Source organism: Pseudomonas sp. Leaf48 (genome assembly GCF_001421885.1).
GTDB lineage: Bacteria > Pseudomonadota > Gammaproteobacteria > Pseudomonadales > Pseudomonadaceae > Aquipseudomonas.
The window spans coordinates 375,761-391,724 of record NZ_LMLH01000012.1 but is presented as its reverse complement, the minus strand read 5'-3'; the positions used below and the strand labels follow the sequence as shown (position 1 = coordinate 391,724).

The following is a 15,964-nucleotide window of genomic DNA, read 5'->3' as shown; positions in this document are numbered from 1 at the left end:
CACTGTCACTTGTTTTTTCTCATGGGCGGTCATAGCCATGTTCAATATCGGTATTTGCCGCTGTGAATGTCCGCCAGCAACTGCCCGGTCACCTGAACGTAAGTATGAGTGCCCGGCAACCAGGCGTAGATCGGGTCATCGCCGGTCCTGTCCGGATCGAACGCCTCGTCCTTGAGCCGGGTTTTCTGGTACTTGAAGGTCCCGGTGGTGTCCATCTTCACTTTCACCCGCAGGAACAACGGCACGGCATAGGCCGGCATCTGTTGCCGGGCGAAGGCCAGCAGCTCGCTGAAATCCAGGGTCGCCAGGGACTCGGCGGGCGTGATGGCGGCCATCCCGGCGCGGCCATTGGTGTTGCGAATTTCCACGCCATAGGCCACGGCCTCGCAAATATGCGGGTGCTGCAAGAGGATGTTCTCAACCTCCGTGGTCGAAACGTTCTCCCCCTTCCAGCGATAAGTGTCACCCAGGCGATCGACGAATTGCGCATGACCGAAGCCGATGTTGCGTAGCAGGTCGCCGGTATTGAAATAGCGGTCGCCCTTTTCGAACACATCGTGAAGCACGACCCTGGCGGTTTTCTCAGGGTCGGTGTAACCGTCCAGGGGGGCCTTTTCGTAGATTTTCGCCAGCAACAAGCCTTGCTCGCCCTTGGCAACCTTGCGCAGCAAACCCTTGGCGTCGCGAAGCGGCTCACCACTGTCATGGTCATACGCGACCAGTTCCCATGACATCAGGGAAAAGCCGATGGTGTTGTCGAAATTCAGAATGTTGGTAAAACCGATGTTGCCGTCACTGGCGGCGTACAACTCGCAGATATGGTTCACCGCAAAACGGGTCTTGAACTCGTTCCAGGCGCCGGGACGCAGACCGTTGCCGACCATTTTCTTCACACCATGACGGCTGTCTTCGGCGCTGGGCGGTTGATCCACCAAATAACGACATAACTCGCCAACGTAACCGATGGTAGTTGCCCGATATTTGCGCACGTCGCCCCAGAACCGGCTGGCGCTGAACTTGCGACGGATGGCGAACCCGGCCGCACCGCTGACGGCCGCCCCCCAGCAGACGCACAGGCCGGTGGCGTGATACAGCGGCAAGGGGCAATAGACGACATCGTCGGCGCGCATATCCAGGGCGATCATGCCAAAGCTTGCCGAGCTGCGCATCCAGCGGCCGTGCTTGAACACGCCGGCCTTGGGCAATCCGGTGGTACCGGAGGTGTAGATATAGAAGCAGGGGTCGTCGAAGAAGATCTGCTGGCTGCTGAGCGGATTGTCGCTGGATTGGTCAATGCTGGCGGACATCAGATTGACGAAGCCGTCCGGAGCAATGCCTGGCTGGCGGGAGGTGTCCTGATCGGCGACAAACCAGGTGCGCGACGACTCGATCGATACGCGCTCGCGCACCGCGAGAAACGCCGGGGCCAACTCCTCTCCGACGACGATCGCCACCGGCGCCACCAGGTTGAGGCTGTGTACCAGGGTGTCACGGGTTTGCGAGGTATTGAGCAACGCACTGATCGCGCCGACCTTGGCCACAGCCAGGATAGTCACCAACAGCTCCGGGCGGTTTTCGATGAATACCGCCACCACGTCGCCCTTGGCGATGCCTTGGCTGATCAAGTGATGGGCGATGCGATTGGCCCATTGATTGACCTCGCCATAGCTGAGTATCACATCGTCCTGCAACAGCGCCGGCCCCTCGGGGTTACGCAAAACGGCCTGCTCGAAACTCCAGCCCAACCCACAGGGTTGGGCGGGATCCTTGACGTTGGCGACCTTCATGCCCCTCACCACTCGGGGAATGGCTTTGGCGATGGCTGGCAGCTTGCGCAGCATCATGCCCCAGGTGATGGTGTCGTGCGACGTGCGACTCATGTTGCTCCCGTTGGTCTTCTTATTGTCGGGCGGCGATGACTTGCCTCGAAAATACGTCAACGGTTCTTGAGCTGTACACGCGGTTTTTGAAATGTTTTGTATCCGCAGCAGCTACCTGTCGATTGGTAAACCCTGCCTGGCGAAAGGTTCCATCAAAACGCCGAACGACCCCGCAAAATGCAGGATGCACGATGGCCATTCATGCAGATTGCACGAAATCAAAAAACGTATCTATTTGTAAGTATCTGATTTTATTAGCATTTTTATAGGAGTCGATACTGGCACAATCACTGCAACCCTCTGTGCATGCTTGCCATTCAAGTACTCACGGAGCTGATAGACATGAGCCTGATTCAAGAAAAATTTTCGTCCTTGTTCTCCAACTTCAAAGTCACCACCCAGGCTCGACCTGACGGCGGGATTCTGCTGACGCTCAGTGCCGAAGGCAGGACCTTCAAACGCTCGATTTCCTACCAGCAATTGCACAATGGTGACCAACTGACGTGGGTTATCAGCGCAATTCGCCGCGACCTTGCCGAACAGGCCAGCGAGTTGCCGCAAATCTCCATGCTGCAAAGCCAGCAACGGTTTGCCCTGCCGACTTATCACTCGCTGTAAACCCGGAATCTGTCGCATGCCCTCTGTGGGAGCGAACCTTTGTGGCGAGGGGGCCTTTGTGGCGAGGGGGCTTGCCCCCGTTGGACTGCGCAGCAGTCCCATTTTCTGGGGCCGCTTCGCGACCCAACGGGGGCAAGCCCCCTCGCCACAAAGGTTCGCTCCTACGGGGGGGATTAGATCGCCGCAGGATCGATCCGGGCAAAGCTGTCCACGGTTACATGCCCCGCCAGCTCACCGCCCTCGCGGGCCAGGCCGCAGGTGGCCATGCCTGCCAAACGCGCCGCATCCAGCTCCTCGACGATATCCGACAGGAACAGAATCTGCCCCGCTTCGACCTTGATCGCCTGGATAATGTTGGCGTAGGACTGTGCCTCGCGCTTGGGCCCGGAAGTGGTGTCGAAATAACCGCTGAACAGCGGCGTCAGATCGCCCGCCTCCGAGCAACCGAAAATCAGGCGCTGGGCCTGGATCGAGCCCGAGGAATACACGAACAGTTGATAGCCGTCCTGGTGCCAGCGCTTGAGCGCATCCACTGCATCCGGGTACACATGCCCTTTCAACTGCCCGGCCTGATAACCCTGCTCCCAGACCATACCTTGCAACGCCTTGAGTGGCGTGGCCTTACGGTCTTGGGCAATCCAGCCCAGCAGGATCGCGATCACCCGCTCGACGTCGGCGTCCGGTTCATTGCTATCGCGGCGCACGGCCGCCAATTGCTCGGCCACGTCCGCACGCTCGGCGTTCTGGCGGATGAAATCCGGCAGGTGGCTGGCGGCATAGGGGAACAACACGTCGAAGACAAAACTCACCGCGCTGGTGGTGCCCTCAATGTCGGTGAGAATCGCTTTGATCGGCATCGGTTCAGTCCTCAAGACGCGGGAAACGCCCGGCGATGTCTTCGCCGGTGAAGTTGGCGACCCAGCCGTCCGGGTTGTTGAACAGCCGGATCGCGATGAAATGCGGGTGCTCGCCCATGTCGAACCAGTGTTTGGTCCCGGCCGGGACCGAGATCAGATCATTCTTCTCGCAGAGAACCGCGTAAACGTAATCTTCGATGTGCAGGGTGAACAAGCCACGGCCGGCGACGAAAAACCGGACTTCATCTTCACCGTGGCGGTGCTCTTCAAGGAACTTCGCGCGCAATTCGGCTTTTTGCGGGTGATCGCTGTTAAGGCTGATCACATCGACCGTGATGTAGCCGCGCTCGGTCATCAGCTTGTCGATCTGCTCTTGATAAGCTGCGATCACTTCTTCCTGAGTGGCCCCCGGCTGAAGTTTCGTCGCCGCTTGCCAGCGGTCGAAGCGCACGCCCTGCTCGGCCAGGGTCGAGGCGATGTCTTCGTAATGGGTCAGCACCTTGTTGGGTATTTCAGGGCTCGAAACGTGATAAACGGACAGGCTGCTCATCAGGGCAACTCCTTAACGGTTTGAGAGCGAGCGGGTTTTCAGCTCGCACTCGAACAAAAATTCAAAGGCCTCGATCTGCCGCAGCGCATCACTCATGCGCGCGCCCCAGGTGTACAGGCCGTGGCCGCGGATCAGATAGCCGACGCAATCGGGATGGGCTTCAAGCCAAGGCTGCACCTTGGCGGCGAGGCGCGCAATGTCCTGATCGTTGTCAAAAATCGGTACCCGCACCGTCGATTCGTGGGTCGACACGCCGCTAAACGCTTTTTGCAACTCGTAGTCTTCGAACTCGATGAAATCTTGCGGCGTCAGGCGCGACAGCACCGTGGCGTTGACCGAGTGGGTGTGCAGCACTGCGCCGATCTCCGGGCGCCAGCTGTACAACTGGGTGTGCAACAGGGTTTCGGCGGACGGTTTTTTGCCCGGCTCCAGGCTGTTGCCCGAAAGGTCGGTGGCCAGCACATCGTCCTTGCCGAGCTGGCCCTTGTGCTTGCCGGACACGGTCAGCAAGGCTTCGGTCGGCGACAAACGGGTGGAATAGTTGCTACTGGTGGCCGGCGACCAGCCGCGACCATACAGAAAACGCCCGGCGTCGATGATTTCCTGGGCGAGGTGTTCACGGGTAAGGCTCATGGCCTGTCCTCTTGCATACATGTGGCAATGATAACGGCAGCCGCGACAGCTGCGAGACTGGCAATACTAAAGGTCAATGCGGCCCCGAGGGCGTTCCAGCTGTAGCCGGAATATAACGCGCCCAACGCACCGCCTGTGCCGGCCAAGGCGGCATACAACGCCTGACCCTGGCCTTGCTGGCGCGCACCGAAGCTACGTTGCACGAAGGCAATGGCAGCGGCGTGAAAGCTGCCAAATGTCGCCGCGTGCAGGATCTGGGCACACAACAGCACCCAAAGAAATTCTGCGAGCGAACCCAGCAATAGCCAACGTACCGCCGCCAGCACAAAGCTGGCCATCAGCACCCGGCGCAGCGAGAAGCGCGCGAAGATCCGGCTCATGGCCAGGAACATCAGGACTTCGGCGACCACGCCGACCGCCCAGAGCATGCCGATCACGCCCCTGCTGTAACCCAGGCGCTCGAGGTGCAAGGTCAAAAACGTGTAATACGGCCCGTGACTCATCTGCATCAATGCCACGCAGCCGTAGAACGCCAGCACGCCGGGGTTGCGCAGCTGCTTGAGAAATCCTTCGCCGGCCACCCGGTTGCCCGGTGCGGGCTGGGCGTTCGGCACCCACAGGCTGCTCAGCACAATGCCGGCCATGATCAACACCAGCGCCGCCGGGTAAATGTCCAGGCTCAGCCATTCGAACAGGCGGCCCAGGGCAACCACGGTGATGATGAAGCCGATCGAACCCCACAGGCGAATCTGGCTGTAGCGCGAGGTCTGGCCTTGCAGATGTGCCAGGGTGATGACTTCGAATTGCGGCAACACGGCGTGCCAGAAGAACGCATGCAAAGCCATGACCATCGCCAGCCAGGCATAGCTCTTGCTGACGAAAATCAGCGAGAAGGTCAGCAAGGTGCACACTGCGCCAAAGCGCACGATGGCCAACCGCCGACCGGTGTAGTCGCCCAGCCAGCCCCAGATGTTCGGCGCCACGCAGCGCATCAGCATCGGGATCGCCACCAACTCGCCGATGCGCGCGGCGGAAAATCCCAGGTGATCGAAATACAACGCCAGAAACGGCGCCGTAGAACCGAGCAAGGCGAAATAGAACAAATAGAAACTGGAGAGCCGCCAGTACGGCAGCGCCGCCGCAGCCATCAGGCTGCAGCAGCTGAGAGGTCAGCCATTAAAGCTGACCCAGCACCGGCGTGCTCACGCGCACATCGGCGTTCTGCCCGCGGTGGCGCAGCAGGTGGTCCATCAGCACAATCGCCATCATCGCTTCGGCGATCGGCGTGGCGCGGATGCCGACGCATGGGTCGTGACGGCCCTTGGTGATCACTTCCACCGGGTTGCCGTGAATGTCGATGGAACGGCCCGGTGTGGTGATGCTCGACGTTGGTTTCAACGCCAGATGCGCCATGATCGGCTGACCGGAAGAAATGCCACCGAGGATGCCGCCGGCGTTGTTGCTGAGGAAACCTTCGGGCGTCATTTCATCGCGATGCTCGGTGCCGCGCTGGGCGACGCTGGCGAAACCGGCGCCGATTTCCACACCCTTGACTGCGTTGATGCTCATCAGGGCATGGGCCAGCTCGGCATCCAGACGATCGAAAATCGGCTCGCCAAGGCCAGGCATCACGCCTTCGGCGACCACAGTGATCTTCGCACCGACCGAATCCTGGTCACGGCGCAGCTGGTCCATATAGGCTTCCAGCTCTGGCACCTTGTCCGGATCGGGGCTGAAGAAGGCGTTCTCTTCGACCGAATCCCAGGTCTTGAACGGGATTTCAATCGGGCCGAGCTGGCTCATGTAGCCACGGATGACAATGCCCTGGCTGGCCAGATACTTCTTCGCAATTGCGCCAGCAGCCACACGCATGGCGGTTTCACGGGCCGAGCTGCGGCCACCGCCGCGATAATCGCGCTCGCCGTATTTATGGTGATAGGTGTAGTCGGCATGGGCCGGACGGAACAGATCCTTGATCGCCGAATAGTCCTTGGACTTCTGGTCGGTATTGCGGATCAACAGGCCGATGGCGCAGCCGGTGGTGCGACCTTCGAACACGCCGGAAAGGATTTCAACTTCGTCGGCTTCCTGGCGCTGGGTGGTGTGGCGGCTGGTGCCGGGCTTGCGCCGGTCGAGGTCGCGCTGCAGATCCTCCAGGGATATCTCCAGCCCCGGCGGGCAGCCATCGACAATGGCGACCAACGCCGGACCATGGCTTTCGCCAGCGGTGGTGACAGTGAATAGCTTGCCGTAGGTATTGCCGGACATGCAGGACGCTCCGTGAAATGAACCTGAATACGTAATGCGCGCCAGTATACGCAGGCTACCCAAGTAGTTCATCCTCGAACCTTATGGGTGCCCGTGAGTCCAACGGGCATCTTTGTGAATGATGGCCTGATGATGCTGCGAGTTTTAGCCTTGAGCCTTACCCTTATCAGCGGCTTCGCCCAGGCAACTGTCCTGCAGCGACCGATCACCCTCAACACCGGCACCGGCGAGCTTTTCGGCTCGTTGCTGCTGCCCAAATCCGACCAGCCTGTGCCCGTTGTCCTGATCATTTCCGGCTCCGGCCCGACCGATCGCGACGGCAACAACCCCGACGGCGGGCGCAACGACAGCCTCAAGCGCCTGGCCTGGGTGCTGGCCAAACACAACATCGCCAGCGTGCGCTATGACAAACGCGGCGTCGCGGCGAGCCTGGCAGCGACGCCGGACGAACGCAACCTGAGCGTGGAAGCCTATGTGGCCGACGCCCAGGCATGGGGCCACAAGCTCAAGGCTGATCCGCGATTCGACAAACTGATTGTGCTCGGCCACAGCGAGGGCGCCTTGATCGCCAGTCTCGCGGCACCCGATATCGATGCTGGTGCAGTGATTTCCATGTCTGGCAGTGCCCGGCCGGTCGCTGAGGTATTGCGCCAGCAACTGAGCAATCGCCTGCCACCGCCGCTGATGCTGCGCAGCAACGAATTGCTCGACAGCCTCAAGGCCGGCAAAACCGACGACAACGTGCCGCCGCAATTGCAGGTGATTTTCCGCCCGAGCGTACAGCCGTACCTGATTTCACTGTTTCGTCAGGATCCGGCCGCTGCGTTCGCCAACCTGAAAATGCCCGCCCTGATCATTCAGGGCAGCAATGACATTCAAGTCGGGGTCAATGACGCCCGCCTGCTCAAGGCCGCGAAACCGGACGCCGAACTGGCGCTGATCGAAGGCATGAACCATGTATTGCGAATTGTGCCCAATGACGTAAAGCGCCAGTTGGCCTCTTATAAAGATCCACAATTGCCCCTCGCAGCGGAACTGGGCGCGCGAATCATCGGGTTTATTGACGGACTTCGCACCAGTTAAGCCCGGCAACCCTCCAGTACTGAAAAAAACGGCCGATAAGCCTTTGTCGCCAGCGCACTGGCTGGCGACAAGCAGAGCTTGGACAGGATCTCGCCGTTATGACCGATACCCAGACTTCACCCGACACCAGCGCTGTACAAGACGCACCGACAGCGGTCGAGCTGCCCTGGGCGGACGTCCACGTCGAGCACCACAAGATGCTCCGCCTGGCACCGTTGCAGACCGACCGCAACACCGGTGGACGCCCCTTGCGTTTTGTCGAATTTGGCTATGCCGAACGCAATGACAAGCAGCACAGCCTGATGCGCATGAACATCACGCTGCCCGGCCAGCGCGTGCGCAAGGAACAGAATCATCTCGATGTGTGGGTCGATCACAGCGAAAAAACCGTGCATTTCGGTCCTGACAGCGGGCTGCAGGTCGAGCCACTGAACCGGGGTATCGGACGTTTTCTGACCGCCCAGGGCATCAACTGGGCGAAGAAGCGCTGGCCCGGCTATACCTTCGACGGTGCCGACCTGAACAACAAGGACGCACTGAACGAAGACACGCGCTTGCGCCGCGATCACTTTTTGCAAGCCCATGGTTTCGAAGTGGCCTACGCCGATGCCCAGCATTTGAAGGGCAGCGTCAAAGCCGTGCAGGTCGGTGACCTGACAGGTGACTGGAACACGGAGAAACTGCAGGTCGTGGAAATTCTCGAAGCGGCGCAGATGCTCCAGCAGGCCGAGCAGAATCTGGCCGAGCAGGAAGTCAAACTCAAGAAACACGAAGAGAAAGTCAGCAAGTACAAGCGTGAAGACGCCGGGCTGCGCTTTACCATCACTTGCCTGGTGGCGTTTGCGGTGTTTCAGGCGGGCTTGCTGATCTGGATTGCCACGCACTGATGATCTTTTGTAGGAGCGAGCCTGCTCGCGATGGACGTTAACGATTACGCGTGTTATCTGGATAAACGCGGTGGTCTTGCGTCCATCGCGAGCAGGCTCGCTCCTACAGGGGTCAGACGCGCGAAGCGAACAGCGCCTGATGATTTCGACACTGCTCGGCGGTCAGCATGAACACCCCATGCCCGCCTCGCTCGAAGTCCAGCCAGGCGAAGTCGACTTGCGGGTACAACGCCTCGACATGAACCTGGCTATTGCCCACTTCAACGATCAGCAAGCCCTTCTCGGTCAGGTGATCGGCAGCTTCGGCGAGCATGCGCCGCACCAGGTTCAAGCCGTCATCACCGCAGGCCAGGCCCAGCTCCGGTTCGTGCTGGTATTCGTCCGGCATGTCGGCGAAATCTTCCGCATCGACATAAGGCGGGTTCGACACGATCAGATCGAAACGCTGGCCGGGCAAGCCATCGAAACCATCGCCTTGTACCGTATACACCCGTTCATCGACGCCATGACGCTCGATGTTCTGGTTGGCGACCTCCAGCGCTTCGAAAGACAGGTCCGCCAATACCACCTCTGCGTTCTGGAACTCGTAGGCGCAGGCGATGCCGATGCAACCGGAGCCGGTGCAAAGGTCGAGAATCCGCGCCGGCTCGGCACCCAGCCAGGGTTCGAAACGTTTTTCGATCAGTTCGCCAATCGGCGATCGCGGGATCAGCACACGCTCGTCGACAATGAACGACATGCCACAGAACCAGGCTTCGCCCAGCAGGTAAGCTGTAGGTACCCGCTCTTCGATGCGGCGCTTGAGAAGAAGCTGCAGGTGTACCAGTTCATCTTCTTCAAGGGTACAGTCGAGATAACTGTCGGCGATTTCCCACGGCAAGTGCAACGCACCCAACACCAGTTGACGGGCTTCGTCCCAGGCATTGTCGGTGCCATGGCCAAAAAACAGATCCTCCCCATGAAAGCGGCTGACGGCCCAACGGATATGGTCGCGCAGGGTACGAAGGCGGGAAGTGATCACAACGGCAAGCTCCAGAAAAATCGACTGGCAATTCTACCAGTCAAACGCCGTCACGACGACGCAGGAAAAGCTTTGGGATGAATGTAGGAACTATCCGATTATTCTGCCGGCTATTGAACAATGCGTAACAATTGACAAGGCTACCTGGCAGAAACCGCATCATCTACGTTCGTAGCGATTCACAGAATCGTTCAGCCAGAGGACAATGCCTCAAAAGCCCCACTCCAAGGAGCCCCAGAATGTCCGTTCCAAAAACGATGTTTCAACTCAGCGGCCGCGGTTATGCAGCAGCCAACCTGAGCCAAGCGACGCTGGTCATCATCGATGCCCAGAAGGAATACCTCAGCGGGCCACTGGCCCTGACCGGCATGGACGCTGCCGTCGCGAACATCAAACAGTTACTCGCTGCTGCCCGCGCCGCCGGCCGGCCGATCGTGCACATCCGCCACCTTGGCACGCTGGGCGGGATGTTCAACCCACAGGGCGTAGGCGGTGAGTTCATTGCGGGTGTGGAGCCGCAGGGTGACGAAACCGTCATCGGCAAATTGCTGCCCAGCGCATTCCACGGCACCGAACTGGCAAAACTCCTGGAGGACCTGGGCGCACTGGACTTGATCGTCTGCGGCTTCATGAGCCACTCCAGCGTCAGCACCACAGTACGCGCGGCCAAGAACCTGGGCTTCCGTTGCACCCTGGTGGAGGACGCCTGCGCCACGCGCGATCTGCCTTACAAGGGCGGCGTCCTGAGTGCCGAACACGTTCACCAGACCGAAATGGCGATCATGGCAGACAACTTCGCCACCCTCGCCACGACCGGTGAATTGGTCTGATTTGCATCTTGATGAGCGGCCAATATCGCCGCTCATCCGCTAAAGCCTCTCGTTTGCTGTAATTGTCTTAGCCTCAGGAACATCCCGGTCAACTTCCGGTCGAAGGGCCGATACCCATTGAGGAAGGTCGGAATGAAGTTATCCGATGGTTTTGACGCTCGCCGCTTGCGGCCCAAAGGCCAAAGCAACTGGCGTTTTCGAATCGGCGCGGCATTCGCGGCGCTGCTGGCGACCTGTGGTGTGCTGCTCGCCATGGCCGGCGCCGCCAGCCTGTTCGGTCACGTCCCGGCGCTAGGTGAACTGAATACCAGCCGCGCAGGCGCTGGGGTCATTCTGGCGCTGGGCCTGTTCGTGCTGTACATCGGCGTATGGCTGTGGCGCCGCTGCCGCCGCCGCTCGCGCCAGTCGCGGGCACTGGCCATGTCTCCGCACCTGATGAAAAAACACGACTGAAGCAAACGACACAACCAATGGCGTGCAAACGCCACGCAGTTTGTTGCGCCCCAATTGTCTCGACTTGGGTAAACTGGCCGCCCTTCGCGGAGGCTGACATGCAAGACGACGATTTTTCCTTATTCAAAAGCGCGATCCAGGGCGTCAAGCCCATCAAGCACGATCGCGCCGAAACCGGCAAACCCAAGGCTGACCGCGCGCAGATCGCCAAGCTGCGCCAGGCCGCCACTGTGCGCACAGATGCCACCACCGTTGACGGCTTGTCCGATCAGTTCGTCATCGACGTCGGCCCCGAAGACGAATTGATGTGGGCACGCGATGGCGTTCAGGAAAGCCAGATGCGCAAGCTCAAGATCGGTCAGATTCCGTTCGAAGGCAGCCTCGACCTGCACGGTATGACGGTGGAGAAGGCCCGGGAAACCCTCTGGGCGTTCCTGGCTGAAGCAACCAAATTCGAAATCCGTTGCGTGCGCGTCACCCACGGCAAGGCGGTGCGCCTGGACGGTAAACGGCCGATGATCAAGAGCCACGTCAATACCTGGTTGCGCCAGCATCCGCAGGTACTTGGCTTCACTTCGTGCCAGGCCAGACATGGCGGCGCCGGAGCGGTTTATGTGATGCTCAAACGCACCATGATGGAAGGACGCGACGAGTAAAGCTGATGCGCCGCGCTTGCAGCGCCGTGTCCACCACCGTACCCTTGCCCTTTGCGAAAAAATCCCACAGGTAGTTTCATGTCCCTGGAACAGAATTACACCGCGATTCTCGGCCAACTGGGCGAGGACGTCTCCCGCGAGGGCCTGCTCGACACGCCAAAGCGTGCAGCCAAAGCCATGCAGTACCTCTGCCGCGGCTATGAACAGACATTGGAAGAAGTCACCAACGGTGCCTTGTTCAGCTCCGACAACAGCGAAATGGTGCTGGTCAAGGACATCGAGTTGTACTCGCTGTGCGAACACCACCTGCTGCCGTTCATCGGCAAGGCCCACGTCGCGTACATTCCAAGCGGCAAGGTGCTGGGCCTGTCCAAGGTTGCGCGCATCGTCGACATGTACGCCCGCCGCCTGCAGATCCAGGAAAACCTCAGCCGCCAGATCGCCGAAGCAGTCCAGCAGGTGACCGGTGCCCTGGGTGTTGCCGTGGTGATCGAGGCCAAGCACATGTGCATGATGATGCGCGGTGTGGAGAAGCAGAATTCGTCGATGATCACCTCGGTGATGCTCGGTGAGTTCCGTGAGAACGCCGCGACCCGCAGCGAATTCCTCAGCCTGATCAAGTAATTCGCGTCACGAAGAAAACCGGCATTCATCGCCGGTTTTTTTTCGCCCGCGAAAAATCAGGTAAGCTGCGCGCCCTTCTCAATCTGCACCGTGAGGCTTTCAACGTGTTCGTAAAAGCGCTTCGAGTCGGCCTTGGCCAACTGATCATCTTTATCGACTTCCTGACCCGTCCAGGCAAGAAGCAGCGCCCTGCGGCTGCCCAGGCCCAGGTCGAATCCGCCGCCAAGGATCTGACCCTGTATCAATTCCACGCCTGCCCGTTCTGCGTGAAGACCCGCCGCACCCTGCGCCGCCTGAATGTGCCGGTGGCACTGCGTGACGCGAAAAACAACGAACAGGATCGCCAGACCCTGCTGGAACAAGGCGGCAAAATCAAAGTGCCGTGCCTGCGTATCGAAGAAAATGGCCAGACGACCTGGATGTATGAGTCCAAGGTGATCATTGATTATCTGGATAAGCGGTTCGCGGCAGCCTGAGATTTTTCGGTGTAGCTGATGGCCTCTTCGCGGGCAAGCCCGCTCCCACAGTGATGTGCGGCGTTCGCAAAACCTGTGGGAGCGGGCTTGCCCGCGATGAGGCCGGTGCAGGCACCGCAAACTTCAGACAAAAAAAACCGGCCTTCGCGCCGGTTTTTTTGTCCCATATATCCCTATTTCCAAACTTTTCGTAAGCAGAATAGAAAACATTATTTGCTTTCTTTGTATACAAAAGCATAATCCACTTCGTGCGAGTTCCTGACCAACCGGTCAACAAATTCGCAAGTGCCTCAATGGGCCGCTGCCACCCTCATGGGTCCGGTCCTGGAAATAACAATAAAACTCTTGAGGAGTACTCGCTGTGGAAAGCCGCAAATCCGATGCATCGACGCTGGAACTCTCGCCGCCATTGCGCAATGGCTTGCTGGAACGCCTGTTCAAACTCACTTTGCATGGCACCACGGTGAAGACTGAGCTGATTGCCGGTCTGACAACCTTCATCACCATGGCCTACATCATTTTCGTCAACCCCAACATCATGGCCGACGCCGGCATCGATCACGGTGCGGCCTTCGTCGCCACCTGCATCGCCGCCGCGCTGGGTTGCCTGTTGATGGGCCTGTATGCGAACTGGCCAGTCGGCCTGGCTCCAGGCATGGGGCTCAATGCGTTCTTCACTTACACCGTGGTAGGCACCATGGGCTACAACTGGGAAACCGCTCTGGGTGCGGTGTTCGTTTCCGGTGTGCTGTTCATGATCCTGACGTTCTCGCGGATTCGTGAATGGCTGCTCAACAGCATTCCGGTCAGCCTGCGTTACGCCATGGGCGCCGGCGTTGGCCTGTTTCTCGGGCTGATCGGCCTGAAAACCGCAGGCATCGTCGTCGATAGCCCGGCGACCCTGATCAAGCTCGGTTCCCTGCGCGAACCCGGCCCGCTGCTGGCTGCCGTGTGCTTCCTGATGATCGCCATCCTCAGTTATCACCGGGTGTTCGGCGCAATCCTGATCAGCATTATCACCGTGACTCTCGCCGGCTGGGGCCTGGGCCTGGTGCACTATGAGGGCATCATGTCGGCACCGCCGAGCCTGGCTCCGACCTGGATGGCCATGAATGTCGCCGGCGTGTTCAATGTCAGCATGATCAGCGTGGTCCTGGCATTTCTCTTTGTACACATGTTCGACACCGCCGGCACCTTGATGGGCGTTGCCCAGCGTGCCAATCTGGTAGGCGCTGACGGCCGCATCGAAAACCTTTCGCGTGCCATGAAAGCCGACAGTGCATCCAGCGTATTCGGCGCCGTGGTCGGTGTTCCGCCGGTCACCAGCTATGTGGAAAGTGCTGCTGGTGTTGCTGCGGGTGGTCGCACCGGTCTTACCGCCGTCACTGTTGGCGTGCTGTTTATCGCAGCCATGTTTTTTGCTCCACTGGCAGGAATGATTCCGGCCTATGCAACCGCTGGCGCGCTGATCTACGTGGCGATGCTGATGATGGGCGGCATGGCCCACATCGAATGGGATGAAGCGACCGACAGCATTCCGGCAATCGTCACAGCGATCATGATGCCGCTGACCTTTTCGGTCGCCGACGGCATCGCACTGGGCTTCATCACCTACGTGGCGTTGAAGGCCGGCACTGGCAAATACAAGGAAATTTCCGTCAGTCTGTGGGTGCTCTGCGCGATCTTCATCGCCAAGTTCATCTTCTTGTAAGCCATCAAGGCTTGAAAACAGCCTCACCCCGTCGGGTGAGGCTTTTGTGCAAATGGAGGAAAGTGATGAGTCTGGAAACCTGGCTGCTGTTCAGCGGCGCTGCGCTGATAGTGATATTGATCCCGGGCCCCCTGTCTTTGCTGATGATCAGCAACAGCCTGAATTACGGCCTGCGCCGTTCCTACCCGGCCTTTCTGGGCGGAGTGTCGGCCTCGATCTGCCTGCTCAGCGCTTCGGCACTGGGCCTGGGTGCGTTGTTGCTGGCCTCGGAGCAGCTGTTCAGTGCCTTGAAAATCCTCGGCGCGCTGTACCTGTTCTATCTCGCGTGGCAAAGCTGGCAGCAGTCACGCCTGCCCGCCCATGGCGCGCAAGTACCACAGGCTGCGCCGGTGCCACGCTTTCGTGCGCTGTTCGGGCGCGCGTTCATGCTGGGCGCGAGCAATCCCAAAGACATTCTGTTCTTCGCCGCTTTCCTGCCGCAGTTCCTGAGTGCCGAGCAGCCGTTCCTGCCGCAGTTGCTGGTGATGATTGTGACCTGGACCGTGCTCGACCTGCTGTGCAAGCTGGCCTACGGCCTCGGCGCCAATGGTGCGGCGCGATATCTGCGCAGCGGCAAGGGACAGAGCTGGTTCAACCGGATCAGTGCCGGATTGTTCGGTGGCGCGGGGGCGGCGTCTCTACTTAGCCGCTAAAAGCCTGAAGCTAAGCGCTTCGCGAGCAAGCCCGCTCCCACAGTTGATTGTCAGCGAACATGGTATTTGCGTTCGAGGGTGATCCAGTGTGGGAGCGGGCTTGCTCGCGAAGACGGCTTCACAAACACCAGTTTTCTCCAGACGAAAAAAAGCCCGCAGTGTGAGCGGGCGAAAGACCAAAGAAGCTATATGCGCAGTCGCTTCCAGGCTGAGGCAGCTGCTTGGGGGATCAGCTGCCGCGATAGGTGGAATAGCTGTAAGGCGAAATCAGCAATGGCACGTGGTAGTGATCCTGCTCGGCGGATATGCCAAAGCGCAGCACCACCACATCCAGAAATGCCGGTTCCGGCAGTTGAACGCCCCGGGCGCGGTAATAATCGCCAGCGTGAAACTGAACCTGATAGACCCCGGTACGGTAGTCATCACCTTGCAGCAACGGCGCATCGACCCGACCATCGCTGTTGGTGATCGCGCTGGCGACCAATTCCAGCTGCGAGCCTTCAACGCGGTACAACTCGACCTTGATCGAGCTGCCCGGGCAACCGTGTGCTGCGTCCAAAACGTGTGTAGTCAAACGTCCCATTGATTCTGCGCGCCTGCCTGCATGGAGCAGTCAGACCTCGCGCCTCCCGAAGTCAGTTGAAAAGGAGACCGCACCGATTCGGAGCACGAAAAGCTGCGGCGAGCGACTGATTAAGACATTTTCCATAAAAATTGTACACAAT

At 59.5% G+C, this 15,964-nt stretch carries 17 protein-coding genes and 1 pseudogene; 10 read left to right on the top strand and 8 right to left on the bottom strand.

Features of this window, described 5'->3' with window-relative positions; all coding sequences use genetic code 11:
* Positions 1-41: 41 nt before the first annotated feature.
* Positions 42-1,880, bottom strand: coding sequence for a long-chain-acyl-CoA synthetase (locus ASE98_RS11955; protein ID WP_060541562.1), 1,839 nt, complete (start codon positions 1,878-1,880; stop codon positions 42-44).
* Positions 1,881-2,222: 342 nt separating this feature from the next.
* On the opposite strand from ASE98_RS11955, the gene ASE98_RS11950 reads away from it, so the two are divergent.
* The gene (locus tag ASE98_RS11950; RefSeq protein WP_060541561.1) at positions 2,223-2,498 is read left to right on the top strand and encodes a DUF3509 domain-containing protein; all 276 of its coding nucleotides are present in this window, start codon (positions 2,223-2,225) and stop codon (positions 2,496-2,498) included.
* A gap of 173 nt (positions 2,499-2,671) precedes the next feature.
* Here ASE98_RS11950 and mtnC read toward each other — a convergent pair whose 3' ends face one another.
* The 5 genes from mtnC to aroC are packed head-to-tail and all read right to left on the bottom strand — an operon-like array spanning position 2,672 to position 6,806.
* A complete protein-coding gene (gene mtnC / locus ASE98_RS11945; protein WP_060541560.1) occupies positions 2,672-3,355 on the bottom strand; it encodes an acireductone synthase in 684 nt (227 codons plus the stop codon).
* A gap of 4 nt (positions 3,356-3,359) precedes the next feature.
* Positions 3,360-3,905: a 1,2-dihydroxy-3-keto-5-methylthiopentene dioxygenase gene (locus ASE98_RS11940; protein WP_060541559.1), complete on the bottom strand. Its 546-nt coding sequence runs from the start codon at positions 3,903-3,905 to the stop codon at positions 3,360-3,362.
* 12 nt (positions 3,906-3,917) lie between these two features.
* Complete coding sequence (locus ASE98_RS11935) at positions 3,918-4,538, bottom strand: methylthioribulose 1-phosphate dehydratase (RefSeq protein WP_060541558.1); 621 nt, start codon at positions 4,536-4,538, stop codon at positions 3,918-3,920.
* The gene (locus ASE98_RS11930; protein WP_060541557.1) at positions 4,535-5,686 is read right to left on the bottom strand and encodes an MFS transporter; all 1,152 of its coding nucleotides are present in this window, start codon (positions 5,684-5,686) and stop codon (positions 4,535-4,537) included. The genes ASE98_RS11935 and ASE98_RS11930 overlap by 4 nt, the downstream gene beginning before the upstream one ends.
* A gap of 28 nt (positions 5,687-5,714) precedes the next feature.
* Positions 5,715-6,806 (bottom strand): chorismate synthase, encoded by a 1,092-nt coding sequence (gene aroC, locus ASE98_RS11925; protein WP_060541556.1) that lies wholly within the window; start codon positions 6,804-6,806, stop codon positions 5,715-5,717.
* Positions 6,807-6,889: 83 nt separating this feature from the next.
* Here aroC and ASE98_RS11920 point away from each other — a divergent pair.
* Both ASE98_RS11920 and ASE98_RS11915 read left to right on the top strand, forming a co-directional pair.
* Positions 6,890-7,889, top strand: a pseudogene (locus ASE98_RS11920) (alpha/beta hydrolase).
* A gap of 98 nt (positions 7,890-7,987) precedes the next feature.
* Positions 7,988-8,776 (top strand): hypothetical protein, encoded by a 789-nt coding sequence (locus tag ASE98_RS11915; protein ID WP_060541554.1) that lies wholly within the window; start codon positions 7,988-7,990, stop codon positions 8,774-8,776.
* Positions 8,777-8,888: 112 nt separating this feature from the next.
* On the opposite strand, the gene prmB is transcribed toward ASE98_RS11915, so the two are convergent.
* Positions 8,889-9,797 (bottom strand): 50S ribosomal protein L3 N(5)-glutamine methyltransferase, encoded by a 909-nt coding sequence (gene prmB, locus ASE98_RS11910; RefSeq protein ID WP_060541553.1) that lies wholly within the window; start codon positions 9,795-9,797, stop codon positions 8,889-8,891.
* 239 nt (positions 9,798-10,036) lie between these two features.
* Here prmB and ASE98_RS11905 point away from each other — a divergent pair, with 239 nt between their 5' ends.
* The 7 genes from ASE98_RS11905 to ASE98_RS11875 all read left to right on the top strand — a co-directional run bounded on the left by ASE98_RS11905 (position 10,037) and on the right by ASE98_RS11875 (position 15,239).
* Positions 10,037-10,627, top strand: coding sequence for a cysteine hydrolase family protein (locus tag ASE98_RS11905; protein ID WP_060541552.1), 591 nt, complete (start codon positions 10,037-10,039; stop codon positions 10,625-10,627).
* Between the two features lie 132 nt (positions 10,628-10,759).
* Complete coding sequence (locus ASE98_RS11900) at positions 10,760-11,080, top strand: hypothetical protein (protein WP_060541551.1); 321 nt, start codon at positions 10,760-10,762, stop codon at positions 11,078-11,080.
* Between the two features lie 98 nt (positions 11,081-11,178).
* Positions 11,179-11,736 carry a Smr/MutS family protein gene (locus ASE98_RS11895; protein ID WP_060541550.1) on the top strand — a complete coding sequence of 186 codons (558 nt, stop codon included), beginning with the start codon at positions 11,179-11,181 and terminating at the stop codon, positions 11,734-11,736.
* Between the two features lie 78 nt (positions 11,737-11,814).
* Positions 11,815-12,360 carry a GTP cyclohydrolase I FolE gene (gene folE, locus ASE98_RS11890; RefSeq protein WP_060541549.1) on the top strand — a complete coding sequence of 182 codons (546 nt, stop codon included), beginning with the start codon at positions 11,815-11,817 and terminating at the stop codon, positions 12,358-12,360.
* Positions 12,361-12,464: 104 nt separating this feature from the next.
* Entirely contained in the window at positions 12,465-12,836 is a 372-nt protein-coding gene (locus tag ASE98_RS11885; protein WP_060541548.1) for a glutathione S-transferase N-terminal domain-containing protein, read from the top strand.
* 361 nt (positions 12,837-13,197) lie between these two features.
* Positions 13,198-14,547, top strand: a complete 1,350-nt coding sequence (locus tag ASE98_RS11880; protein WP_060541547.1) for an NCS2 family permease — start codon at positions 13,198-13,200, stop codon at positions 14,545-14,547.
* Between the two features lie 65 nt (positions 14,548-14,612).
* Positions 14,613-15,239, top strand: a complete 627-nt coding sequence (locus tag ASE98_RS11875; RefSeq protein WP_060541546.1) for a LysE family translocator — start codon at positions 14,613-14,615, stop codon at positions 15,237-15,239.
* A 229-nt stretch (positions 15,240-15,468) separates the two neighbouring features.
* On the opposite strand, the gene uraH is transcribed toward ASE98_RS11875, so the two are convergent.
* Entirely contained in the window at positions 15,469-15,822 is a 354-nt protein-coding gene (gene uraH, locus ASE98_RS11870) for a hydroxyisourate hydrolase (RefSeq protein WP_008031462.1), read from the bottom strand.
* Positions 15,823-15,964 lie beyond the last annotated feature (142 nt).